The 25,404-nt window shown below is 45.2% G+C and carries 20 protein-coding genes, 3 tRNA genes and 1 pseudogene; 11 read left to right on the forward strand and 13 right to left on the reverse strand.

The window, feature by feature from the left end; translation table 11 throughout:
• Positions 1-23: 23 nt before the first annotated feature.
• Positions 24-1,466: a tRNA (N6-isopentenyl adenosine(37)-C2)-methylthiotransferase MiaB gene (gene miaB, locus SIB80_RS05270; RefSeq protein WP_063419695.1), complete on the reverse strand. Its 1,443-nt coding sequence runs from the start codon at positions 1,464-1,466 to the stop codon at positions 24-26.
• A 303-nt stretch (positions 1,467-1,769) separates the two neighbouring features.
• Positions 1,770-1,842 (reverse strand) — tRNA-His (locus SIB80_RS05275).
• A gap of 39 nt (positions 1,843-1,881) precedes the next feature.
• Between SIB80_RS05275 and SIB80_RS05280 the strand changes: the two genes are divergently transcribed.
• The 3 genes from SIB80_RS05280 (at position 1,882) to SIB80_RS05290 (ending at position 5,404) form a co-directional block, all read left to right on the forward strand.
• On the forward strand, positions 1,882-2,316 hold the full coding sequence (locus SIB80_RS05280; RefSeq protein WP_063419609.1) for a DUF4359 domain-containing protein: 435 nt from the start codon (positions 1,882-1,884) through the stop codon (positions 2,314-2,316).
• The gene (locus tag SIB80_RS05285; protein WP_063419608.1) at positions 2,313-3,566 is read left to right on the forward strand and encodes an amidohydrolase family protein; all 1,254 of its coding nucleotides are present in this window, start codon (positions 2,313-2,315) and stop codon (positions 3,564-3,566) included. Before SIB80_RS05280 ends, SIB80_RS05285 begins: the two co-directional genes overlap by 4 nt.
• Before the next feature lie 458 nt (positions 3,567-4,024).
• Positions 4,025-5,404 (forward strand): FAD-binding oxidoreductase, encoded by a 1,380-nt coding sequence (locus tag SIB80_RS05290; protein WP_169189824.1) that lies wholly within the window; start codon positions 4,025-4,027, stop codon positions 5,402-5,404.
• 11 nt (positions 5,405-5,415) lie between these two features.
• On the opposite strand, the gene SIB80_RS05295 is transcribed toward SIB80_RS05290, so the two are convergent.
• The 5 genes from SIB80_RS05295 to murA all read right to left on the reverse strand — a co-directional run bounded on the left by SIB80_RS05295 (position 5,416) and on the right by murA (position 9,818).
• Positions 5,416-5,955 (reverse strand): pentapeptide repeat-containing protein, encoded by a 540-nt coding sequence (locus SIB80_RS05295; protein ID WP_063419607.1) that lies wholly within the window; start codon positions 5,953-5,955, stop codon positions 5,416-5,418.
• 21 nt (positions 5,956-5,976) lie between these two features.
• Positions 5,977-7,218: a bifunctional folylpolyglutamate synthase/dihydrofolate synthase gene (locus SIB80_RS05300; protein WP_063419606.1), complete on the reverse strand. Its 1,242-nt coding sequence runs from the start codon at positions 7,216-7,218 to the stop codon at positions 5,977-5,979.
• Entirely contained in the window at positions 7,219-8,400 is a 1,182-nt protein-coding gene (locus SIB80_RS05305; protein ID WP_063419693.1) for an aspartate aminotransferase family protein, read from the reverse strand.
• Positions 8,401-8,408: 8 nt separating this feature from the next.
• A tRNA-Leu gene (locus SIB80_RS05310) sits at positions 8,409-8,490 on the reverse strand.
• A 35-nt stretch (positions 8,491-8,525) separates the two neighbouring features.
• Positions 8,526-9,818 (reverse strand): UDP-N-acetylglucosamine 1-carboxyvinyltransferase, encoded by a 1,293-nt coding sequence (gene murA, locus SIB80_RS05315; RefSeq protein WP_063419605.1) that lies wholly within the window; start codon positions 9,816-9,818, stop codon positions 8,526-8,528.
• 158 nt (positions 9,819-9,976) lie between these two features.
• On the opposite strand from murA, the gene SIB80_RS05320 reads away from it, so the two are divergent.
• From SIB80_RS05320 to SIB80_RS05345, 6 genes and pseudogenes are all read left to right on the forward strand, one after another.
• Positions 9,977-10,060, forward strand: a tRNA-Leu gene (locus SIB80_RS05320).
• Between the two features lie 37 nt (positions 10,061-10,097).
• Positions 10,098-10,346, forward strand: a complete 249-nt coding sequence (locus tag SIB80_RS05325) for a hypothetical protein (RefSeq protein ID WP_063419604.1) — start codon at positions 10,098-10,100, stop codon at positions 10,344-10,346.
• A gap of 31 nt (positions 10,347-10,377) precedes the next feature.
• Entirely contained in the window at positions 10,378-11,205 is an 828-nt protein-coding gene (locus SIB80_RS05330) for a TrmH family RNA methyltransferase (protein WP_063419603.1), read from the forward strand.
• Positions 11,206-11,210: 5 nt separating this feature from the next.
• Entirely contained in the window at positions 11,211-12,659 is a 1,449-nt protein-coding gene (locus SIB80_RS05335) for a dihydrolipoyl dehydrogenase (protein WP_413351835.1), read from the forward strand.
• Between the two features lie 78 nt (positions 12,660-12,737).
• A pseudogene (locus SIB80_RS05340) lies at positions 12,738-13,189 on the forward strand (indole-3-glycerol-phosphate synthase TrpC); the annotation flags it as partial.
• Positions 13,190-13,462: 273 nt separating this feature from the next.
• Positions 13,463-15,115, forward strand: coding sequence for a TolC family protein (locus SIB80_RS05345; RefSeq protein WP_169246938.1), 1,653 nt, complete (start codon positions 13,463-13,465; stop codon positions 15,113-15,115).
• Here the strand turns inward: SIB80_RS05345 and SIB80_RS05350 are convergent, their stop codons facing one another.
• The 4 genes from SIB80_RS05350 to SIB80_RS05365 are packed head-to-tail and all read right to left on the reverse strand — an operon-like array spanning position 15,116 to position 22,075.
• Positions 15,116-16,078 (reverse strand): hypothetical protein, encoded by a 963-nt coding sequence (locus SIB80_RS05350; protein ID WP_063434709.1) that lies wholly within the window; start codon positions 16,076-16,078, stop codon positions 15,116-15,118.
• A gap of 8 nt (positions 16,079-16,086) precedes the next feature.
• Positions 16,087-18,273: an ATP-binding cassette domain-containing protein gene (locus tag SIB80_RS05355; protein ID WP_169246937.1), complete on the reverse strand. Its 2,187-nt coding sequence runs from the start codon at positions 18,271-18,273 to the stop codon at positions 16,087-16,089.
• A 47-nt stretch (positions 18,274-18,320) separates the two neighbouring features.
• Positions 18,321-20,519 carry a cysteine peptidase family C39 domain-containing protein gene (locus tag SIB80_RS05360; protein WP_236065921.1) on the reverse strand — a complete coding sequence of 733 codons (2,199 nt, stop codon included), beginning with the start codon at positions 20,517-20,519 and terminating at the stop codon, positions 18,321-18,323.
• Between the two features lie 56 nt (positions 20,520-20,575).
• The gene (locus SIB80_RS05365) at positions 20,576-22,075 is read right to left on the reverse strand and encodes a TolC family protein (protein WP_413681508.1); all 1,500 of its coding nucleotides are present in this window, start codon (positions 22,073-22,075) and stop codon (positions 20,576-20,578) included.
• A 351-nt stretch (positions 22,076-22,426) separates the two neighbouring features.
• Between SIB80_RS05365 and SIB80_RS05370 the strand changes: the two genes are divergently transcribed.
• Positions 22,427-23,254 carry a phytanoyl-CoA dioxygenase family protein gene (locus tag SIB80_RS05370; protein WP_063418775.1) on the forward strand — a complete coding sequence of 276 codons (828 nt, stop codon included), beginning with the start codon at positions 22,427-22,429 and terminating at the stop codon, positions 23,252-23,254.
• Here the strand turns inward: SIB80_RS05370 and SIB80_RS05375 are convergent.
• Complete coding sequence (locus SIB80_RS05375) at positions 23,227-24,126, reverse strand: hypothetical protein (RefSeq protein ID WP_063418774.1); 900 nt, start codon at positions 24,124-24,126, stop codon at positions 23,227-23,229. The two genes, SIB80_RS05370 and SIB80_RS05375, sit on opposite strands and share 28 nt — an antisense overlap.
• A complete protein-coding gene (locus SIB80_RS05380; RefSeq protein ID WP_063434695.1) occupies positions 24,123-24,860 on the reverse strand; it encodes a phytanoyl-CoA dioxygenase family protein in 738 nt (245 codons plus the stop codon). Before SIB80_RS05380 ends, SIB80_RS05375 begins: the two co-directional genes overlap by 4 nt.
• Positions 24,861-25,014: 154 nt before the next feature.
• Here SIB80_RS05380 and SIB80_RS05385 point away from each other — a divergent pair, with 154 nt between their 5' ends.
• Entirely contained in the window at positions 25,015-25,404 is a 390-nt protein-coding gene (locus tag SIB80_RS05385; RefSeq protein ID WP_063418772.1) for a hypothetical protein, read from the forward strand.

Raw genomic sequence — 25,404 nt, forward strand, 5'->3', positions numbered from 1 at the left:
TTGGTTGTTAGCGACCAAAGGTATCAGTGCCGACTTCTAGTTTGCTCACAAGGGGTTCCGCTCAGGGAGAAAGCACGCACACTATTGATCTGAATGTCGACGAGATCGCCTGGGCTATAGCGGCAACCTTGGGGTCCTTCGGCCGCAAAGAATGTGAGCCGGTTGGTGCGGGTGCGTCCCATCAGCTGTTGTGGTTTTTTGGGATTGATCCCTTCGGCTAGCACCTGCTCTACCTTGCCGGAGTAGCGGCTATTGCGCTGCAGGGCTACGCGTTCAACCAGCGCATTGAGTTGCTTGAGTCGCTCAACTTTCACCGCTTCGGGGAGTTGGTTGCTCCAGGTGGCTGCAGGCGTATTTGGACGGGGGGAGTAAGCCGCGGTGTTTACCTGGTCGAAACCCACTTCCTCGACGAGGTTCAAGGTGTTTTGGAACTGGGCGTCGGTTTCGCCTGGGAAGGCCACGATCACATCAGTACTGATAGCGGCATCGGGCATAAGCTCCCGGATTCGGTTCACGATGCGTCGATAACGCTCCACTGTGTAACCCCTAGCCATGGCCTTAAGGACATCGTTATCACCGCTTTGGAAAGGGATGTGGAAGTGTTCGCATACTTTGGGTAGATCAAAGCAAGCTTCGATCAATCGTTCCGTGAAGTAGCGCGGATGGCTTGTCGCAAAGCGTATGCGCTCGATTCCTTCCACGTCATGAATGTGATGGAGAAGATCGGTGAGTGTGTTTTGGCGGCGGCCTTCAGGGGTGATCCCGGGCAGATCGCGTCCATAAGCATCAATGTTCTGGCCAAGCAATGTGATCTCCCGAAATCCACGGGCGGCTAGGCCCTCGATCTCCAGTCGGATCGCCTCTGGCGATCTTGATTGCTCCTTCCCCCGAACGGAGGGCACCACGCAATAGGTACAACGCTCGTTACAGCCGTAAATCACATTGACCCAGGCGCAGATTGTGCTGTCCCGTCGAGCTGTGGTGAGGTCCTCGAGAATGTGGTTGTCATCTGTGGCGACAACCTGCTGACCATTGTCCACCTGGGTGAGTAGGGCTTCAAGGCGGTTGGCGTGTTGGGGCCCCATCACAAGGTCCAGTTCAGGGATTCGTCGCAGTAGCGCTTCTCCTTCCTGTTGTGCTACGCAGCCGGCAACGACCAGCTTCAGATGGGGGTGTGTTCGTTTGCGGCGGGCCTGGCGTCCTAAGTAGCTGTAAACCTTCTGCTCGGCGTTATCGCGAATTGTGCAGGTGTTGTAGAGCACGAGATCTGCTTCTAGTTCTGCTGGCGCCTCGTGGTATCCCATCGCCTCAAGAATTCCGGCCATGCGCTCTGAATCGGCCTTGTTCATCTGGCAACCGAAGGTTTGAATCCAGAAACTGCCTTGATGCTGTGCGGTTGTTGCCGGATTACTAGCGAGGGCGGAGGTGGCGACCAAGGCAAGAGGCGAAGCGAACGATCGAAACAATCTCATCAACTCCTTCAGTGTGTCGAGCCCTGATGGATTGTGTTGATTTGGAGATGAGGTCGTGAGCGCTATTTATTTAGTTGAGTTGCTCAGCCGTTGGAGTGTCTTCAGCATTGCTGGTAGATGCTTTTTGCCACTCGTATTCAACTTAATTTGGCTGGCCTTGATGATCAGCTGGCCTTCTTCTAGCAGTGAAGGCGGCGATCACACCGCTTAGCAGGCTTCGAAGAGCTTCTAGGCGTTGCGGTTGGGGCTTGCTCGTTGTGGAGGCTTTGACTCCTTTGAAGCCATGGAAAAGTTGAGGGCGAGCGAGGGGATTCGAACCCCCGAATAGCGGCGCCACAAGCCGCTGCCTTAACCACTTGGCGACGCCCGCCGCGTCGGTAAGAATTTACCAATTCGCCTTGAAGCCATCCTGCAGAACCCATTTGATCAACGTTGCTGGCCATCCGGACCATGGCTGGCTGGTGTTTTAGTCCTTGCAGGTTGTGGTGCGGTGTTGGTTTGGACCAACCCTTCTATAGAGGATTACAGCGATTATGCAGGTGATCAGTTGGTGGAACTTGCGACTGAGGAGTTATGTGAGCAGAAGGGGCTGCCGATGGTGTTGAGGCTTTGGATTAGAAATTGTCCAGAGCTGATCGCAGCGCAACAGCCGGTGCTGGCATCCGTTGCAGGAGAGTTCACCACAAGACTCAATTTTGGTTTGGGCAGTCTTTACACGACCAAGTTGGATGGTCGGAATTTGCTCCCGAAGCTGCGTCTGCCCTCCTATACCGTGACAACCATTGCGGGCGCTGGGCGTTTCCTGACCATTCAGACTCGGACGGATCCGGGCAATGTGGAGTGAGCCAGGAGCGCAAGGGATGCCTCGAGGCTTGGGTGCCGCGTGGTTTGTTGACAAGGGATGTGGATGTCTTATCAACACGTGTCACCGCTGAGGGTCTATGTCCTCTGCGCATTTGTTGGCAGGACGGGCGCCTTTGCTCTTTTGAGCTGATTGATGCTGATGCTTTAACGCCGAAGCGGCTGCTTTTGCCGAGGTTGGCAGAGCCCCATGCTCACCTCGACAAGGCATTCACCTGGCTTGAGTTTCCCAACCTGCAGGGCACCTATGGCGGTGCCATGGTTGCGAACTTTAAGGAGCGTCAAAACCGCACTTTGATTGGGGTGAGGCAGCGTGCTGAGAGATCTCTCAAGCTTGCGTTGAACTATGGCTTGAGAGCCATGCGCAGTCATGTCGACAGCCTTGGTCCAGCGACCGATAGCAGCTGGGAGGCTTTGCTGGATCTACAGCGTCAGTGGCAAGAGTGGATGGAGTTGCAATGGGTCGCTCTGGTGCCGATTGAGTACTGGAGCACCCGCGAAGGCGATCAGCTAGCGGGTCGGGTCGCAGCGGTAGGAGGTCTGCTGGGTGGTGTGGTTGTGCCCCCTTTTGATCCAGGGAAGACGCGAGATTCATTGCGGCAGATGCTGCAACTTGCCGATCGCTTGGGCTGTGGCATTGACCTTCACATTGATGAGTCGCAAAGCGATCCTGCGGCTGGCTTAAAGCAACTGCTGCTGGTACTTGATCGCATGTCAATCACAGTGCCGATCACTTGTAGTCATGCCAGCAGCATGGGGTTGCTGCCACCGGGAGCAGTGCGTCGTTTGGCTGATCGGATGGCGCATCATCGACTCAATGTGGTGTCTCTGCCGCTGACCAATGGCTGGTTGTTGTCGAAGCAACCTCGTCGCACTCCTGTGGAGCGACCTCTGGCACCAATCCATCAACTCCAGCTGGCAGGTGTAACGGTGGCTGTGGGAGGTGACAACGTTCAAGATCCCTGGTTCCCGGCTGGCAACTTTGACCCTTTGGCATTGATGGCTTTTTCGTTGCCGTTGGCTCATCTGGCACCTTGGCATCGCTTGGGGCTTGCTCCTTTCACCACAGCTGCGGCCAGGGTGATGGACCTGTCGTGGGACGGAACATTACAGCCAGGCAGGCCAGCCAACCTGCTGCTTTTGGAGGCTGGCAGCTGGGCTGAGGCCCTAGCTGCTCCACCCCGCCGTCAGGTGATTGTTGATGGAAACTGGCTGCAAGACCTAGACCAATAAGCGTCTTTCCTCAATCAAGAAAGGGCAGGTATTTTATTTTTTGAATGTTGAAGTCTTTTGGATTGCTATTCAACATTAGTGTTTTCTTGATCCTTGGCTTGAGCGATTGAAGAGTTAATTAAGAGATATTTATTTGTAACACTGAAGGGAGCATGGCTTCGTGGTGATGACGGAATTTAAAGCATTAAGCCTTTTTGAAAGAGAAGGTTTTGCCCTAAAAGTTGTGAGCCTATTAAGGCTGATGGGCTTTGTTAGAGAAACTTGTATTGATTGTGGAACTTGCGCATGTGACTATAATTCTACGGGTAGAGATATTATTTAGATCTAGCCACTAATAGTGGTTTTGGAGATCTAGGCAGGGGCTAGTTTGCTTATACTTTTAAAGTTGAATGAGCTGCTAGATCTAGAGATTTAGCCCCTTAGGAGGCTTGCTTGGTTGATTAACGTTTGCTCTGTCGATGGATTACCGCTATCAATTTGTCTTAGCGGTTTGGCCGATGACCAGCACCAGACTCCTTGCCGATTGTTATGCCGAGCTGACAGCCGTTGCTGATTTGGAGCTCATTGATGCGCCGGTTGAGTTGAAGCGCTTTTCAAGGGATGCCTATGACTTCTCTCCTGTATTGCGTGAGCAGCTGGAGGGCTGTTGCGCCGATGTTGTTGTCCGCCCCCATACCGTGGCGGCGGTGGCTGTTGTGGCTGGTGCTTGCACGAGGCATGGCATCCCTTTAACCCTGCGAGGTTCAGGAACAGGGAACTACGGCCAGTGCGTTCCTCTCCAGGCGGGGGTGGTCATGCTGATGGGTGCACTTTCTAAGGTTCGGCATCTCGATCCCGACACGGGAGTAGTGACGGTGGAGTCGGGCTGTTTGCTGCGGGATCTAGATCAACATCTTTCTCGCCATGGTCGGCAGCTGCGTTTGCTGCCATCTAGCTGGCGAAGTGCTTCGGTGGGTGGATTCGTGGCTGGCGGCTCGGGCGGGATTGGTTCTGTGCGCTGGGGTTTCTTGCGGGATCCAGGCCATCTGTTGGCTTTGGAGGTCGTGACCGCTGAGGATTCGCCCCAACAGTTGCAGTTGGATGCGACTGGATCGGAGGCCCTCAATCATGCTTACGGCAGCAATGGCATCATCACGGCCTTGAGCTTGGCAACCGCTCCGGCTGTGCCCTGGCAGGAAGTGATGATTGATTGTGAGGATTGGTCAGAGGCCGTGGCCCTTGCTCTCCGCTGTGCTCGTGCAGCGGTTGATCTGCATGTCTGTAGCTTGCATGAGCGCCCAATCGTCGATCATCTGCCTCACTGGTGTGGTGCTTCTAATGGTCAGCATCGCCTGCTGCTACTCGTCGCTCCCGATGGTGTTAGCACCCTGAAGCGTCTTGCAGCAGCGGCAGGAGCGCATTGCAAGGTATGGGGGCCAGAAGCTGATCGGGGTGGCACAGGGTTGCGTGAGCTCACCTGGAACCACACCACGATGCACATGCGTGCTGTCGATCCCGACTGGACCTACTTGCAGATGCTTTTGCCACAGCCTGAGTTGGCTGCGATGCAGGTTCTCAAGCAGCAATGGGGAGATGATCTTCTTTGGCATCTGGAGGCGGTGCGCCAGCAGGGTGTTCAACGCCTGGCGGCGTTACCCATCGTCCGCTGGCGCGGCCGGCAGTTGTTGGAGCAGCTGATGAATGATTGCCGGCAGCTTGGGGCTGTTGTGTTCAACCCGCATGTGATCACTGTTGAGGATGGGGGTCTTGGGGTTGTTGATGCCGATCAGGTGGCGGCCAAGCGTCGTTATGACCCCAAGGGCGTGCTCAATCCAGGCAAGCTGAGGGGCTGCTTGTAACAGCCATTCGTTCAGCAATTCAAGCTCTCGAAGGTTGCGATGCCTGTGATCTCGTTGATGCCGTCGGCATCAAGGCAAAGGCGGCGCTGGTCATCAAGATCGAGTAGCGCATTGCTGAAGTCGGCACCATCAATCTGTGCTCCTGCGAAGCTGCTGCCTGAGGCAATCACCCCTTTGAGGACACTATTGCGCAGATCCGTATCGACGAAGTCGACACGGTCCATTAGTGCATCAGAGAGGTCAGCGCCGCTGAAGTTTGATTGGGTAAAGGTTCCTTGGGTGAGGATCGCGCCACGCAGATTGCTGTTGCTGAAGTCGGCAGCTCGCGCAACGGCACCAGCGAAGGATGAGTTGGAGAGGTCTTGTGCGTGGAAGTCTTTCCCGTTTTGGTTGGTGAGGGTGTAGTCCAGTCGTTCTTGGAATAGAGCCCGATCCTGTAGCCCAACCCCTGAACTGGTGTCGAGAGCCTGCGCAGGGATCGCGATCAGCAGGCAAAGCATCCAGCCCAGAAACGTCATCAGGCTTTGACGTTGTGACAACAAACTCGGCATCGGCTTTACGGCAGCTTCCTTTCACTCTGCCTTGATGGTTTGCTTTGCGAGAAGATCACCTAGTAAATAGAGGGAACCAGCTACAACTGGAGGTGGATTTGGCCATCGATTCTGTTTGAGCAGGATGGAGAAGACCTGTTCAACATTGTCAGCAGATTGGAGTTGGCTTGATAGGTCCGGGCAGTGTGCTGCGAGTTGGTGCTGCGTCCAGCTGGTGTGTTCCGGCACCGGCACGATCCAAGCCAGATCGCTTGGCTTGAGTAAATGGCGAAGCATGGCTGGTGCTTGTTTGTGGGCCTGTAGACCAAGCACCCAGCAAACCCCAAACTCTTGATTGCTCCACTGCTGCCGCTCGTGGGCCAACCGTTCGGCTGCTGGTGGGTTATGGGCACCATCAATGAGCACTGGTTGGCTTTGCCAGTGAACGGTCTGCAGCCGTGCAGGCCAGTAGGCGTGGGCCAGCCCTGTGCGAATGACGTCTTGATTGAGTCGCCAGCCAAGTGGGGACAGGGCTTCAAGAGCACCCTTGGCTACCGCCGCGTTCTGTCGTTGCAAGACTCCTGGTAGTCCCAAGTCCCAGTTTTCTGGGAGGGGTGAAACCCATTGCAAGCGGGCCTGTTGATGTTTTGCCTTGTCTTCAAGAATGCTCGCCACTTCAGCTTGTTGGCGAGCACTGATGACAGCAGCCCCAGGACTGATGACGGCGCTTTTTTCTGCTGTTATCTCTTCCAGGCTGTAACCAAGGTTTTCGCAGTGGTCGAGGCCGATGTTGGCCATGGCAATGATTGGTCTGTATGGATGAGCTGTGGTGGCATCGAGGCGTCCTCCGAGGCCCACCTCAAGCACAAGCAGCTCTACCTCGCGGGATCTGAAGTGATCAAAAGCCGTGGCCATCAACAGCTCGAAGGGGGTGAGTCGGTGAGTTTGGGCAAGGGGTTGAAGGGCGGTGAGTCGTTGGCGTAGCTCAACGATTGAGATCAGCTCACCATCGCTGCTGATCCGTTCACACCAGCTCACGAGGTGAGGTGAGGTGGTCAGACCCACGCGAATGCCAGCGGCCTTAAGGCTGCTGGCAATGAAGCTGGCGATGGATCCTTTGCCATTGGTCCCTACGACCTGAATGGCTGGAATAGAGGCACAGGGGTTTCCCATGGCCTGCAGTGCTTGTTGCATGCGCTCAAGACCAAGATCCATCCCCCGCTGATCAAAACGAGGAATCAGATCGCTTAAATCTTCCCTGCTTGGACTTGTGGGTTTGTCCACTTAGCGGAAGTGCGCCAGGGTGGCCTCCAGACGTTGGAGCAGTTGGCGGATTTCGCTTGGTTTGATTATCAGCGGCGGCACCATCCGCACAACCTTTGGGCCTGCTGCTATCACCAGTAGCTTTTCTTCAAGGGCGGCTTGGGCGACATTAGGGGCTGTGAATGTGCTTTCGTCTTGGATCACCAATCCCTGCAGTAGCCCCCAGCCTCGTACCCCTTTGAGTTGCCTCGGGAAACGTTGCACTAGGTCAGTGAGGCCTTCGCGAAGCTGTGCGCCTCGTTGCTGGACCTTTGAGATCAAACCCCGTCGTTCGATCTCCTTGGCAACTGTTAGAGCTGCCTTGCAGGCAAAGGGATTGCCGCCAAAAGTACTGGCGTGGTCACCTGGTTCGAAAAGATCAGCGTGCTGTTTAACAAGCAACGCTCCGATGGCATGGCCTCCCCCGAGTCCTTTGGCCAAGGTAAAGGCATCTGGTTCGACCCCAAGCTGCTGATACCCCCACCAGTGGCCACAACGGCCCATCCCGACCTGAACTTCATCAAAGATCAGCAGGATCTGATGTTGGCTACAGATCTCTCTTAGGTGCCGGAAGAAGCTTGCTTCGCCTGGATTGACGCCACCCTCGCCTTGCAGTGGTTCGATTAATACGGCGGCAACAGAGGGCCCCTGAGCTTCGAGGCGATTTAGCTGCTGCTCGAAGGCTTGGAGGTCATTGAACGGGAAAAATTCAAAGCCCTCAACCATGGGTTCGAAACCTTTGTGGTAGTTGGGCTGACCTGTGGCACTTATGGCGGCAAGTGTGCGGCCGTGGAAACTAGAATTGGCGGTGAGAATGATTGGCCGATCAATGCCGCGACGGCGATGACCGTGTTTGCGAGCCAGCTTGATGGCGGCTTCGTTGGCTTCTGCGCCTGAATTGCAGAAGAACACGCTGTCTGCACAGCTGTTTTCTACTAACCAATGGGCAAGAGCCTCTTGTTCAGGAATCCGATACAGATTGGAAACATGCTGAAGTTGTTTCAGCTGCTGGCCAAGAGAGCGGCGTAGGACCCGGTCACTGTGTCCGAGGGAGCAGGTCGCGATACCGGCAACAGCGTCAAGGTATTGATGACCATGGTCATCCCATACCCAGCATCCTTTCCCGCGTAAAAGAGTGACGGGAAAGCGTTTGTATGTGCCCATCACAGCAGTGGGAGCGGTGGGACTTGAACCCACATGCCCGAAGGCGCTGGATTTTGAATCCAGTGCGTCTACCAATTCCGCCACGCTCCCGTGGAGGTGATGTTATGCCAGGGTCATCCTGAGGGCTAATGCCGAAGGATATGGGCTCCAGATGCATTCAATTTGGTTTCAATCCCGTCATAACCGCGATCGAGGTGGTTGAGGCCATCAACTTGACTGATGCCGCGTGCGGCAAGACCTGCTAACACGAGCGCCGCTGCGGCTCTTAAGTCGTTACCACTGACTGGTGCAGCACTGAGCTGGGGGATGCCTTCGACCACAGCCGTGTTTCCTTGAAGACGAATCGAAGCTCCCATTCGTTGCAGCTCAGCGACATGCTGCATACGGTTTTCGTAGATCTTTTCTGTCACCACGCTTGTGCCTTTGGCTGTGGTTAACAGGGCCATAAAGGGGGCCTGCAAGTCCGTTGGGAAGCCTGGGAAAGGTTGGGTGATGATGTCAACGCCATGAAGATCTCCCGGGATAAGCGTGATTCCTTGCTTGTCAATCTCAAGGGTGCAGCCGCAATCTCTCAGTTTCTGGAGCACGGCATTGAGATGCTCAGGGATGACTGGAGACACTCGAACAATCGAGCGGGTGATTGCCGCTGCTATCAGGAAGGTCCCTGCTTCAATGCGATCAGGGATCACCGAATAGTTGCAGCCGTGTAAACGTTCAACGCCTTCGATGGTGATGATTGGACCACCAGCACCGCTTACACGAGCACCCATGGCATTGAGCATTTTGGCCAGGTCTTGAACCTCAGGTTCCTGGGCAGCGTTTTCGATGGTGCTAGTGCCTTCCGCCAACACAGCTGCCATGAGAATGGTCTCGGTTGCACCGACACTTGGGCAGTCGAGCACGATCGCAGCACCTTTAAGTCGCCGTGACGTTCCTGGTACTGAAGCTGTGACAACGCCATGCTCAACTTTCACCATGGCACCAAGAGCTTTAAGCCCTCTGATGTGCTCAACAACAGGCCGAGCTCCGATGCGGCAACCACCCGGCAGGGGAACTTTGGCGTGACCGAGTCGTCCTAGCAGTGGGCCGATGCAGAAAAAGCTAGCTCTAAGGCCATTGACTAGATCGTAGGGAGGTTCGGCGTGATGAAGGTCATCAGCCTGTAGCCAAACGGTCTCCTGACTACGTTTTACACGTACCCCCAAGGAGGCGAGGATGTCTGCCATCCCCTGGATATCTGTGAGCTGGGGAACATTGCGCAGCTCAAGGGGGCCTTCGCTGAGCAGTGCTGAGGTCATCAGCACCAGGGCAGAATTCTTAGCTCCGCTGACTTTCAGTTCTCTGGAAAGAGTATGTCCGCCTTGAATCTCCAGATGTGGCTTGAGAATCTCTTGAGATATCGATACCGCTGCGGGCATGTCCCGTTAATTATTCTTGAACGAAGACATATTGACAATTACACCTGAGACAGTCTAGACGTCCAGACCTCAAACTGGTTCAAAGCTGCCAGGTTGAGATAAAGATGGCAGTCAGCCGATGTCTTATCGTCATTGTGTCGCTTGCGCGACGCACGCCAGCGGATGTGGCGGAATTGGTAGACGCGCTAGTTTCAGGTACTAGTGGGAGCAATCTCGTGGGAGTTCAAGTCTCCCCATCCGCATTATCCTTTATTGAGTAATTGTCCTCAAGCTGGATCCATGATTGTGCTCAAGATTACCAATGCTTCTGAGTTGGTTGCTTCAAAAGTGGGTCGCTTTCTTGAACGTCTAACGCCTGATGATTTGGACAGTTCAACTGTGGAAGATCAAGTCATCAAAAAGATGATTGAAAGTCTTGCTGCTGAAGGCTTGAAGGGTGAAATCGCAGCAGTGAATGGGCTTGATATTGATGGCGAACAGATTGTCCTGAATGAAGGTTTGAAAGTGCGTCAGCAAGCAACATTCTGAGGCTCTGTAGATCGGAGTTAATACCTCGCTATTGATTTCAAGTCGCCGCAATCCTCTGGTGCGGAGATTGAAATTCCTCGCCAGTAGGGAAGGACGTCAAGAACAGTCTTTGCTGCTGCTTGAGGGAACCCATTTGCTTCAGGAAGTGTTGCGAACCACACACCGTCCTAAAGAGATTGTGGCGACAAATTTTTGGCTGGAGCGTCATGGGGATCTTGTGCAGGCTTTGCCTGCAGAAACCTTGATTCATCTGGTGACCCCAAGTGTTTTGGAGGCTTCGTTGACGACAGTCAGCCCAGATGGTGTCGCGAGCCTTGTGCCCCTTGATTCTCTTCCGCAGGCTGTTCATCAAGCCAAGTTTGTGTTGGCTTTGGATCGACTGCAGGATCCTGGCAACCTTGGCACCTTGCTGCGAACAGCCTTGGCGGCAGAGGTGGAGGCGGTTTGGCTTGCGTCTGGGGCGGATCCGCTCAGCCCAAAAGTGCTGAGGGCTTCGGCGGGGGCCATCCTTCAGTTGCCCCATCAGCGCTTCGGGTCATCAGGGCAGGAGGCCGTGGAGCAGTTGGCTGAGCAGCTTGAATGTGCTGCTCATCGCGGTTTACAGGTCGTGGCCACCATGGTGCCGGGCTCTTCTGCAGCCCATTCTTGTTTGCCTTATTGGCAGCTGGACTGGAGAAAACCGACTGTGTTGGTGCTAGGCAATGAGGGATCCGGCCTGCATCCGCGTCTGCAGGCGTGTTGTACTGATTGCGTCACCTTGCCGCATAGCGCAGTAGTTGAGTCGCTCAACGTGGCGGCGGTGGCGGTGCCACTACTGCTTGAGCGGCGACGAGCCACAATGACTTTCTCCACGCAGTAGTTCGGGTGAGCGAAGCCAGTTTCGACTTCGATGTGATCGTGATCGGTGCGGGTTACGGCGGTTTTGATGCCGCCAAGCATGCCGCGGATGATGGCCTCAAGGTGGCGATTGTGGAATCAGGTGATATGGGCGGCACTTGCGTGAATCGAGGCTGTGTGCCCTCTAAGGCATTGCTTGCTGCCAGTGGAAGGGTGCGTGAGCTAGCTGATGCTGAACATCTATCTGGTTTCGGCATCCATGCTGCACCGGTGCGTTTTGAACGCCAAAAGATTGCTGACCATGCCAACCAGTTGGTGGCCACGATTCGTAGCAACCTCACCAAAACGCTGCAGCGGGCTGGTGTCACGATCCTGCGTGGCGATGGACGATTGGAGGGAAGTCAGCGAATTGGCTTGAGAGAAAAAAGTGGAGTAGATCGGCTGCTCACAGCCAGGGATGTGATCCTTGCCACAGGCTCTGATCCATTTGTGCCTCCTGGGATTGAAACCGATGGACGCACGGTTTTTACCAGTGATGAAGCCGTGAACTTGGAATGGCTGCCGCGTTGGATTGCCATCATCGGCAGTGGTTATATCGGCCTTGAATTTGCCGATGTTTATACGGCTCTCGGCTGTGAAGTCACGATGATTGAGGCGTTGGATCGGGTCATGCCAACCTTTGATCCCGACATCACCAAGATGGCAGCTCGGTATTTGCTTGATGGACGTGACATCGATGCACGTGCTGGTGTGCTGGCTAGCAAGGTCACCCCTGGCTGCCCGGTAAGGATCGAACTAGCGGAGATGAAAAGCCGTGAGCTGGTGGATAGCTTGGAGGTGGATGCGGTGCTCGTCGCTACTGGTCGGGTGCCAAGTAGCAAGGGGCTCAATCTTGAGTCGGTTGGTGTGGAGACTAATCGCGGCTTTGTGCCGATCGACGACAGCATGAGGGTATTGGTCAACGGAAAGCCGTTGCCTCATCTTTGGGCCGTCGGGGATGTCACTGGTAAGCTGATGTTGGCGCATACAGCCGCAGCACAGGGCACGTTGGCTGTCGACAACATCCAGGGACACTCCCGCACGATTGATTATCGCAGCATTCCAGCGGCGACCTTCACTCATCCGGAGATCAGTTCAGTGGGGTTGAGTGAAGCTGATGCCAAAGATCTTGCCGCCAAGGATGGGTTTGAGTTGGGGAGTGTGCGCAGCTATTTCAAGGCCAATTCCAAAGCACTAGCAGAGCTGGAGAGTGATGGATTGATGAAGTTGTTGTTCCGCAAAGACAGCGGTGAAGTTCTTGGTGCTCATATCTATGGATTGCACGCCGCCGATTTGATCCAGGAGGTAGCCAATGCGGTGGCACGTCGTCAGAGCGTTGTTCAATTGGCAACTGAAGTGCATACCCATCCCACCTTGAGTGAAGTGGTGGAAGTGGCCTATAAACAGGCGGCATCACAAGTAACGAAGAAGATGTGATCCCCTTGCTAATTAAAGTCAAGACAGACTGCTTCATCTAATTCTCATCCAGACCGTTTTTTGCTTCCCTAACTGACCATGGAGATTCGTCGTCATCCACCAAGTCCAGTGTAAAGGTTGCTCAACTTAAGTATTCAATTCTCCATGAAGAAGCACATTCTCGCAACATTCTTGAAAAGATTCTCTGGGAAAAGGATCATGAAGTAGAAGTAGCCTGCCAACGTGTTCCATTAGAACCGTTGAAATCTAGGCTTCAAGCTTTACAAGCTCCAAGAAATTTTATCGCTGCCTTAAGAAATGCCAATGTAAAGCCTGCAGTGCTTGCCGAAGTCATAAAGGCTAGCCCTAGCAAAGGAGAAATACGTGAGGATTTTGACCCAGTAGCCATTGCAAGGGACTACTTAGAAGGCGGGCGCCAGCTGCTTGTTTGTCCTCATTGAAAAGAATTTCTTTCAAGGATGTTTTGATGGCCTTGCAAATAAAGGTAAGTTCAATTTCCTTTTGTTTGCAAGGACTTTATCTTTACTCCCTAACAGCTGTATCAGTCCAGTGCCGCTGGAGCTGATGCGAAGATCCATGATCAAGAATAAAAATTAGGACAAAAGCTATGAAGATAGAATAACGAAGGTCGTGATCACATTAGTATTATTAGCCAAAAGGCGGAATACGATTAAATCGTCATATTCAAGAAGGCGTTAGCGAAACCTAGTCACAGATAGAACGAAGATGTAAATAGGAGTTGCAGCATTGCGCATAGCAAGTTAAGATAATTTAAAATCATTTAGATTAAATCTAGATAGTTCATGAAAGTGTTACCACCTTTTTTATGGGCTCAATTACCTTCAAAGGAAATGGAACAGAAGCGCCTTACTCCAGTTAATAAGAACAAAACTAAAAATACTAATAATTATCTAGGAGTTTTAGAATACCTAAATGAAAAAGTTGCGAACACAATTAACGTAATGAGGCAAGGGAATTCATTAGCTCTGATCAACTCAGTAACTTTGATAACAATATTTTCATATGCAGTTCCTGCAAATGCTGCATTAGAAAGCTATGAGGAATATCAAAAGGCAATTAGCTGGAAACCAGCAAAAGATTCAATGGCTTTGAACATAAATGAAGTTGTAAAATTAGCAAAGGAAGAATCACCAGCACTGAAAAGTCAATATCTATTGTTGACATCTAAAGAATATTCAACACTTGCATCTCAAGCGGGATGGTTCCCAGCATTGACCCTTGACATGAATTGGGAACGTATTAAAGGAGAAGAAAATGCATATGATCCTGATACTGCAGCGCCTTCAGATAAAAATGTATACAAGGAAAAATTGTATTCGAGTCTTGCACCTAGCGCGACAATAAAATGGGATCTTGTTGATTTAGCGAGAGATGCTGATATCTCAATGGCCTTCGCAACTGAAGATCAACAGTATGAAGCAACCATGAAAGAAGAGAAGGATGTGATATCAAGCGCTCAAAAAGGCTATGTAACATTACAGTATGCGATAGCAAGTTACTATACAAGTAGAGTATTATCTAAAAATGCATTAGATTTTTACAGGGCTGCGGAACAGTTATATACAGCAGGAATTGCAACATACTACGATGTAGTAAAACAGAAGGCAACCTTACTTGACAATGTAAGCAATACGGTTAGCGCAATAAATGACATTAAAAATGCACAAAACACACTAAGCTCAACAATAGGGTTATCACCTGAGTCCCCACCAATTATTCCTGCCACTTCACTAGATTTACTGGGTGAGTGGAAGCACACAAGAAATGATAGCATTCGCGATGCAATATTATCAAGCAATTCATTAAAAGAAAGCAAAGCGAAAACTGCTTATTATAATGCTTATGCTAGGTATTATATATCAAAGTATTACCCAACACTTACATTGGGTTTAGAGGTTGACCCCTCTAGAGTAAGTGGAAATCCGAGTTATTCAACTACTTTAAATCCAGGATACCAAACTGACAGTTGGACAGTCACTCTAAGTGCCTCTGTTGGGTGGGAAGTATTTGATGGAGGGATCAACAAGTCCAATTCAAATGCTGCACTATTTAATGCCAAATCTGAAGAGGAAAACTATAAAGATACCTTGAATCAGTTGATATCAACAATTAAAAATAATTACGAAACAATAAATAGCTATGCATTTATAACAGAAAATAATGTTGAAGAGGTTAAGGCAGCTGTTGATTTGCTTAGGATGGACTTAGCCGCACTATCGTTGGGTAAAGGGTCTGCTACTAACGTAGTACAGGATCAAAGTGCCATAGTTTCATATATGGACAAATTACTCAGTAATATACAAGTCTATAATAATAACCTTATTGAAATCAGCTCATTAACGGAAAAACCTATAGAAACTATGCCCAAGGGAAAGCTCATACACCCAATTAAGCTACTAGAACCATTGGAACTACCAATCTTTCAGCTTAATTAACTAGATATTAAAGGAATGACATAAGCTTAAGAGTAATGATGAACTGAAAACTCCGTTAACATCAGGTAACGCTGCACCTTGCACAAGACCATTTAAATCCCATTTAGCTTGTTTATCTCTATTTTCATGATCAGGCATAGGTAAAATCATCCATGAGTGTTCACAGGGATCTGATATAAATTGATCAATAAGGTACGACAATCTAATTATTTGATCGTCATTGACTGCATACGACTTTGCACGGTTAATAATATTTATAAGCTCAACGAAATTCCTTGGCTTCGACAATTTATTAATAGCAACAAGGTTTTCAAAACTATTTATAAATGTTGAGCTATGTTCAATCATCATAGTATCGAATGAAGTTGATTTTTTCGCGTCAAAGCATATTAGGTATGCGTCCGTAGGCCACCAATATGATGAAAATATAGAATTATTATTTAGGAAGTCAGATTCGTCATCCTGACCAAGAAGGTAGCTATGAATGGCATGGTAATTTAATTCAACACAATCGTGAGATGAATACCATCCATTCACTTGACGATTTTCGAGACCAATGAATTCTGCAATACCATCCGAAATTATATATGTTGAGCATTTGTTCTGATTAGGAATGCGATGATTATTGATAAAATGAATAAGTTTTTCAGGTATATTTCTTCTCATTGATTGATAGGATCTAGCCAACCATATAGATGAATCACAATCTGGAGGAGTGAATTTATTGTAACCTACACAATAGTCATTAGACTTGGCGTAAGAATCTAAATTATCGAAAGCAACTGAACGAAGTTCGATAAGTTCTTTGTTAGAGGTAGACTCGGTCAGAGTAACTACAAGTGCAGTTATCCACACATCTGAGTATCCAGGCATAAGTAAGAAATCAGTCCAATTTTTATCAAAACGAGCGCAAAGATAATTCTCTATTTCAATTACTAATTTATTAATAAGTTCAGTCAGCATAATAGACCTCATTGAGCGACAGTTTTAAAGTAGCCTGGTTCGTTAATTAGTTCATCAAAAGTACCTGATTGAGTAAGTTTACCATCTTCGAGAACTATAATTTTGTCTGCATTACGAATAGTGCTTGTACGATGAGCAATTGCGATGCGAGTAATCGATAAACTTTCTAGAGTATTAGTTACAGCAGATTGTGAAATCTCATCTAGTGCAGAAGTTGCTTCATCAAGAATAAGTACCTTTGGTTTAGAAATTAGTGCTGCCGAAAGTATAAGGCGTTGTCTTTGCCCACCTGAAAGATTAGAACCGCCTTCACTGATAATGGTTTCAATACCCATGGGCATATTTCTAACGTCTTCTGCAAAAGAGCTTTTTTCTAATGCCTCCCAGACTTCATCGCGAGTAAAAACTGATCCTGCACAGATTACATCATATATAGTTCCTGGATTAACAGATATATTTTGCATAACTACACCTAGCTGTGATCTAAAGTGTCTAATAGAAAGAGTATGTAGTGGATTGCCATCTACAAGAACATTGCCAGATTTTGGTTGATCAAAACCTAATAATAGGCGAGCAATAGTACTTTTACCACTTCCGGAAGGACCAGTTAAAGCTGTATATTTTTGCTTTTCAATTTTAAAACAGTTATCTGTAAGTACTAATTTTTCACTGCCTGGATAAGAATATGAAACATTAGAAAATTCAAACTCGCCCTTCAATTCATGACGATACGCAGAGGCAGATGAACCAGGCTCCGGAGTAGCATAAATTATTGGCTCTACTCGTTTCCACAATGCCAGAGCTTTTGTTAGAGAAACTGCAAGCGTATTTGATGCAGTACTGATGGAAAGAATAAAAGCAGAAAAATACGCATTGAATGAGATAAAGATTAAATAGTAATCAAGTTGGGATGAAGAGTCAGAGGGGTGTGTAATGAAATAGGTTATAACTGAAAGCACAAGCCAAGTAGCTATAGGGGAGAAAGAGCTCCCACCAAGTTCCAGCAAGTCATTAAAATAATTACTTGAATTCTGCAAAATTATATTGAGCTTAACCCGTTTAAAGATTTGATTAAGAATATAAATACCTGAGAGACTTGTACGTACTTGAGGAAAACCAATTACTGTCTGAAGAGAAAAATCATTCAACTCTGCATTTGAATCAAGAAGAGGTATTTGAAGGTTAGCACTTCTTCGAGCATTATATATAATAAATGATGCGACTAATGCACTATAACCTAAAGCCACTAAGGAAAGTTTAGTGTCAACGGTTAACATACCTATAAAATATGTAAAGCCAAACAACACTGATATTGCTGCTGATAATAGAGATGATCCTAATTGCTTGCGTATTTGTGTGATGGAGTTGACTCTAGAAGATAAATCACCAGGACTATATTTCTCAAAAAAGGTTATTGATAATGTTAGAAGTTTTGACCACACTGCTGTCTGAAGTCTTGTATCAGCTTGTGTTTCTAGTCTAAGCAATACCACTCCTTGAAAGTATTGACCAATTGAAGCAGATATAATAATAACAGTTATAAGGAATGATGTGGAATATAATAAACCTAAGTCTGTGGATGGAATAATCGTTGATGTTAAATAAGCAGTTAGTATTGGAATACAGATGTTAAAGACAGATAGAGCAACTGAAGCGTAAAGGATAACTATGAGATCATTACTAAAGGAACTAAGACTAAATTTAGCTATGTCAAGTATTCCTGAGGGTTTCGGCGGAAGTGATGCAAAAACTTGGTATGAGAACCTCTTGATATTATAATCATTTAACTTTGAATGTTCAATTATTTCATCTATCTCAGAGTCATAAAGCAAGGTTACTTTTTTAGAGTCCTTATACAAAACACATGGTATTAATTCTGACGATTCATTCTTTGTGCACAGAATAATAATAGGGCCATAGTCACTTGAATCAATGTTGGCTGGTAGGGTAATATTTCTATATCTGAGTCCTGTTATTTCTAGATATTCAGGAATTGTTATTTGAGGTGATAGTGTTTCTGCAGAAAGACAAAAATCAAATTTGGCGCTAAGAGTATTCAATAAAAATGCTGTACATCGTACAACACTAGAGCTTGATACAATTGATGAGTTAGGTAGGTTTTGATCTAAAGCATCAGAAATCAATTCTGAGTACTTAGTTGTAATGTCTTTACTGAGTAGGTTAAGCTCTGTCATGGGGAAAAATAAAATTAGAAGTTTGTAATCTGGTTAGAAGCATTTTATTAAGTTGAGGTTTCTGATGAAAGAAGTCTTGAATATAATGATCCTGGATCTCTTTTCATAGATGATGGACTAGCAAAATCTGTTATTTCACCATTCTCTATACATATTATTTTATCTGATGAAGATACTGATGTGAGCCTATGCGCAACATTAAACACAGTAAGTTCTCTAGATCTAATATTCTCAAAAACTTTTGCTTCAATTTTATTGTCTAAAGCAGAAGTTGCTTCATCTAAAATAATAACTGATGGATTCCTAGATAATGCCCGAGCTATTTCTAAACGCTGTCTTTGTCCACCACTAAGGTCAGCTCCATTATCTCTCAATAATGTATCAAGCCCTTTCTCGCTTTTTTCTACTACATCTATCAAACAAGAATCATTCAAAGCCTTATAAATAGAATTATCATCAATAAGAGGATTGAATAATGTGATATTATCTCTAAAGGATTGACTATAAACAAAAACTTCCTGAGGTACATATCCTACTAGTTGTATGGCTTCAGATGATGTATATGATCGAAGTGGTTTTCCAAAGATCTCTAAGTCGCCAGAAAGTGGTTCATATAGGCCTGTAATAAGTTTTGCTATAGTAGACTTACCACATCCACTAGGTCCAATGATTGATATGAATTCACTTTTCTTTATAGATAAATTTAGCCTTGGGAATAATGGAGGGTCAATCACATTAAATCCAAAAACAATTTCCTTAAATTCAATTGCTGTGTCGCTAGTGGAAACAATCTCAGGCATTGATACATTGGTATTGCTTGTATTATTTTTAAAGAATTCAATATCCAATGAGCTTACTAATTTTGTATCTACAGGTTCATCTAAGCCATCTAAAACTCTACCAGCATCACCTACAATCTCTTGATAAGCTTTGATGGCGGACGGCAATGAAGTTAATGGGACCTGGAATACAGTCAATAAGTATGTATAACCAATCAATCCTCCTAATGTTAGGTTTCCATTTAATATTTGATAGCCACCATAGGCCAAAATAAACAATTGAAGTGCAAAGTTAGTTGTTTGACTAATAGTAGATAGTTGAGTTATTTGGAAGCCCATTAGCTGCTGGGCCTGGCTTGCTTTCATAAAATAACCACTCCATCGATTAAAGAATTCATTTTCTCTACCTCCTGCTTTTATTGATTGAATAGATTTGATCCCATATAAACCAACACCATTTGATTTTCCGAGGTCTAGAGCTAATTTCTTATTGCTATCCTCTCTTGATTGAGTTAAAAATATTGCAATCGCTGTATTTAATATAAGACCTCCGGCTGAGAAAATAGTAAGTGGCAAAGATATTAAAGTCATAGCTAACATGGCAAAAATACCTTGTAGCAACGAAAAGCTATAAGTAAGTACTGATGATATTGTGGTATGAATAAAGGTTGCCGCATTTGCTATGCGGCCTGATATCTCACCAGCCATTCGTTGGGTATAGTATCTATATGAAACTTCAAGCAAATGTTGTGAAAACTTCAATGAAAAGCGTCTAGAGAGTATTACCTCCATCCGGCGCAATATATAAAACCTTAGCGCTAGAGTTATAACTAAAAGCGTTGACAATAACAAAAGCGCTAATACAATAGGTGGGGCTAAGTCTATCTGCCCATATTGCATAACCCTGTCTATGAATATCATTGAGCATAAGCTTATAAAAATATTAGCTAATGCTGCTGCAAGTGTCAGTGCAAAAGAGTATAATATAATAGATATATATGGCTTGATAAGTTTAAGGAATAATCGCTCAGGGAATTGATCTTTACCACCTTTCTCAAAGGTATCATTGGGGCTAAAGTAAATGTATATTCCTGTAAAGCTATCTGCGAATTCATTATGGGCAACACTTCTTCTTCCTTGCGCTGGGTCACTAAGATAAAAATTCTCGTCATCATATCCCTCACATACAAGAAAATGGTTAAAGTTCCAAAAAAGAATGCAAGGAAATTTACCCTCAGAAATCAATTCTTCATAGGAAAGTCTTTCTGCAATGTTATCGAGGCCGAAATATTCAGCAGCTATAACAATCTTCGAGGCCTTACTTCCGTCACGTGTAACACCACATCGCTGCCTTAATTCTGATAGATCAACAAACTTTCCATAGTAAGAAAGAATTGTACGTAATGAAGCAGCACCGCATTCAACAGCCTCAAATTGTAGAGTACATTTTGTTTTGACTCTAGTCAATGGTCTCTTGAATTTCTTCTGAACCTTTGAAAAATAAGATGATATAGAATTCATTTTTAGTTAGCTAGTTTGTATGTTTTAATCATAGATAATGGTCCAAGCAAGGTTTTAAAAGCAGGAACGAGGTACGATATTGGTGCTTTATTAAGAGTAGTGATGCTTACTGTGGCAACTGTATATGAACGGACTGGGTATGGTGGTGTCAAGTTCCCACTCCACTTATAGTTTCCTTCTTCATCTAACAACAGTTTAACCTGCACTGATACAGGTACAGTGTATGCATTAGTCAAATCAGTATTAAAGCCTTCATATGGGAACATATTATCAAGTTGTTCTGTACTCATAATAGGGGTTGGGGTAGAGATGACTTCTCCTAGAATTCCACCATATTCTGATTTTTGGATTATTTCTGGAGTTACGATAGCTCTTTGGCCAATTGAAGTTTTTTGACCAGAGGCATTATCCATATAGACACTTATTATTCGTGGAGCTGTAGTTAAACCATCTGTTTCTGATGTTGGGACCTGACTAGCTATTCCAACTTGAGTACCAGCCTGTAAATATTGCCCGCTGTTAGCGGTTAGGGCGTCAATAGATAAATTATGATCTGGTAAGGTAATAATACCATTCTCTATAAAAGCAGTGAGTTGGTCGATAAAATCAATAAGAGATTGTCTGAAACCAGATTCAGTTTTCTTGATTTCCAGGCGAGATTGATATATTTTTGATTCTGCTTGTTGTAGATCGTTGAGACCAGATTCTACCGATAACTTAGAAACGACTCCAACTTTATAGGCCTTTCGTGTGGCCTCTAGAGACTTTTTTAAATAATTGATATTCGTATTGGCTAGTTTAATAAGGTTGCTGTTTGCGAAATAAGTTGATTTGTAGGAGCGATAGGCCTCGTCAAGTTGAGATAATTTTGAAAGTGAACTTAAAAGATCTGCTTCATTAACTACAAATGCGAATGGCATATCTTTGGGTAGAGCCTCAATAGTGCTCTGTAAGGGACGCTTTCTTGCGCCATAGCCTCCTCTTAAGCCTTGCTGGAACAGATGCTCAGATGCCTCTAACATTTCAGATATTCGTTCCCTATCGATTTCTTCGTAAAATGTTAAGGCCTTATCGAAATCAATATCGCCAAAATAATTTGTATTCGCAATACTGTCTGATCTACGAGCAATTGCCATTTCCTTGATTTTTAATGCTTGGTATCTATCTCTAGCATTATTAATTTTTTTACTTACTTCGCTAAGGTCTTTAAAAAATCGTCTATTTCGTTGCTCGTCAACATTGCCTCCTTCTATAGGGAGATAGTTGTATACGAGTACTCCACTAGCCGTAGTTGCCAAATTATAAACACTATCGCGATCTATGATCAATCCCATGCCAGAGACTTGCTCTGGTATACGCCCAAAAATAGACCAGCCTAAACCAAGAACTGATAAGAGTCCAATACCTCCAATAGCCAATCGTAATGGTATTGGTACAAATGAAACACTTTCATCAAGTAGTTCGGGAGATTGAAGCTTCTTTAGAGCTCGCTCTTCGAACAATGCGTTATCTGGCATAAAATTTTAACTTATTTAATTAAACATATAATAACATCAGTGCTTCAGGCTTGCGTTATTGTCAACAAGCTAACGCTTTGGCATATTATGAAATAAAAAGCAATGATAAGGTGGTTGGTAATATCTATCACATGTTGTAAAGTCTTAACCTGAATTGCAATTGTCTAAGAACTTAAAACATTCTAACAAAAGTGAATTGAGACATTAACCTATCAACATCAACTCTAGAAAAAAGTACATGCGCTCCCAACTTTTTTTACTTAAAAGATTTAGGTCAATATGATAATTCCGTGATATAATTTAGTGAATAATTTTTAACATATGGATCATTGTTCTTTGACAGCTGTTCCACTAGAAGAGTCTAAGTATCTGCTACATAAACATGGGCATGTTCGAATAAATAAATTTCTCACTTCAACATCTGAACTTATGAACAGTGTTAGGTCTTATGCAGATGACGAATGGGCAAAAACAATCCAAACAACAAACTCAGATGATTTCAAGAGTACAGGTGGCACAACAGAAGAGTTTAAATTTGGATTAAATGGAAAGGAAGATACACCATTATATAAACTAGCAAGCCAATATTCGATCATAAGAACCCTTAGTATTTTGTCTGAATGGAAAAGTGTCTCACTATTACATGCCTATCTTTTTTACAAGTCCCCATCAGGTGGTTTTACGCCTTGGCATCAAGACAATGCATATTTACCTGTAGACCAGAAGGCAATGACTATTTGGATACCTCTGGTTGATTTAGAAGAGCCAAATGGAATGGTATTTGCAAATGGAAGCCAAGAATTAAATGTCCGTTGGAATGATATTAAGAAAAAAGGATTGCATAAGTATTTTACTGAACATAATTGTCATTTTGAACTTGTCAGTAGCTTATCTGCTGGTGATGTTGATATACACGATGGACATGTTGTTCATTGTGGAACCGATAACTTTATGAACCAAACAAGACGAGTGATAGCAATAGCTTACATTTCAGGAGATGCCCGTTATTCAATAAAGCAAGTTGATCAACATCTTGATCCGAGCAATAAAGACTTGAAGATGAGGCAGGAGCTCTCAAAAGTTTATTTCGAAGGAGCAAATGAAGGCGATTCTGTGAAGGAATTCCTTCCAACCTTTTATCCAACCACTAGAATGCCAGAGTAAATCTTAACATTAGCATTCCATGAACTGGTGTTTTCACCAGCATTAAGCCGAAACTTTATATGGTTTACTCCTGATAAAATCATCTTGCAATCCAAAGTATTACTGTTGTAGTAAGCCTCTACAGACAGTTCGCTAAGAAAAGTATATTTGAGCAACTTAATCCACTTTTCCTTAGCACTAAATCTTTCATTTTGTGGTGTGATTAATTCTACAGATGCCCATATATTGTCGAAAGCGAAGTTTAAATGAAGCAATACTTCACTTATGCTAAATAATGCGCTAAAGTCTTCCACAATTTGAATTGCTTTTGAACAAGGATTTAAATATCTAAGATCATCAATGGGCATTTTGAAAACCAATTTGCTTCCAATCTTGAATCCATAGCTTGTTACAGTTCCAATCTGGCAGAGATTCCAGGAAGAATTCAACGCGTGAGCCATATTGTTATTTTTCAATTGATCTGGAGGGATTAGCTTCTTCATTGCATAATCTAGGAATAGGTCACTATCTAATACTTTGGCATATGTTAATGTTCTAGGAATTATGCTTTTTGAATCTCTTTCAAACCAAAAGCCATCTAATGCTTCAGGGCTTCGTAATGCCAATTCACCTATTTGAGAGTTCAGAATATTTAAAGCATACTCTCTAATAAATCGAGGAGGCCTTAGCGATCGAGCGTAAGCAAGGTCATGAAAATCCCTAAATTTAAAATAGAATGAAAAATCAGTTCTTTTCCGTTTAGCATATACATAGTTTTCAAAGGCAATAATTATCGGATTAAAATATTTCAAAGCCTGATATGTAGACCTAAAAGCCTTTCTCTGACCAGTCTTAATATGTTTATATGCAATCTGTACTATTTCTTCTATCATGAATATTTACGATTTTTGATCTCATTTCTTATTCTTTTAACTCTGGACAGGAAATTGCTGTCTATAGTATCTATGACTTTGTCGTACTCATGCTCCTTCTTCAGCGCGTATTCATCTTGAGAGACATACATTATTGACCATGCCATACGTGTGCTAAATTTTGGGATTTTTAAATTTTTACTTCCATGTATTGTCCAACCATGATGTATGCTTATATCTCCAGCAGATAATCCCATTGTTGACAATTCATTAAAATCAACCCAGTCTAGGTATTCAGGACTGATATACGGTTCTCGACTTATGTGGGTTTTGGTTTTATAAACCAATGGTCCGCTTATTATTTTATGGAAGGGGATCCAAATAGCAAGGCATTCCTTGCAGTAATAAGGCAATGAATGTGCATCCTGATGAAAGGGTGTATGCATAGTCCCTTCTTTTTTTACAAAAAATTGGTCACGAAAATAGTTGGTTTTACAGCCTAGTATCTCATTCGCCATATTCGAGATAGACGAGCAGGAGACAAAATCCTGCAGCTCATTACACTTATATGCCAAATCTGTTCCATTTGAGAATGCCTTATTATAAGTGTCACTATAATCAGTAGAAACAGATGTATTATTTGAGGCGTTAACAATCAACGAATTCAACTTGCTTATCAAAGTTACAGGCAATGCATTCCTAACTATTGCAACTCCTTGAGAAGAGAAATCAGTTATATTTTTAGAGACAAGCATATCGCTATCGATTTAATGGTTACAGCTGATTGCATTTCATTATAGGCCTTCTGAGTTAGCAGTATGCAATTGCAAATCAAATATTTAATTTCCCAGATCATGTCAAATTGAATTAATATAGCAACAATGGCACGCCCAATCAGAGAGAAACATCATGAATCCAATTGCTGAGTTTTTAGGTGAATGGATCGACACTCCCTTTATGCGTGAGCTATTTCTAGCTTGTCCAAAGGCAGCATTTCAGACGAAGGTTGGTGTGCCAGAGGAAATTGAAATGTCAATTATAGAACATGATGACAACTATGTAAAATTTAAGGCGTCTATTCCGATTAAACCGCTTAGTGAGTATGACAGACATGGCCGACAAATTATTGACAGGCGACTCAAGAAGTGCCCAGTTATGAATATTTCAGAAGGTGAGATGATAAATGATCCTATTGCAAAACTAAAGGAATTTGGTATTCGAGTGCCAGAGGATATAGAAATAGTAAAAGATGACGATCCCAATGGTTATATTCACTATATTTGTAATATTACTCTTTGA

It is taken from the genome of Prochlorococcus sp. MIT 1327, assembly GCF_047304785.1.
Classification (GTDB): Bacteria; Cyanobacteriota; Cyanobacteriia; order PCC-6307; family Cyanobiaceae; genus Prochlorococcus; species Prochlorococcus marinus_D.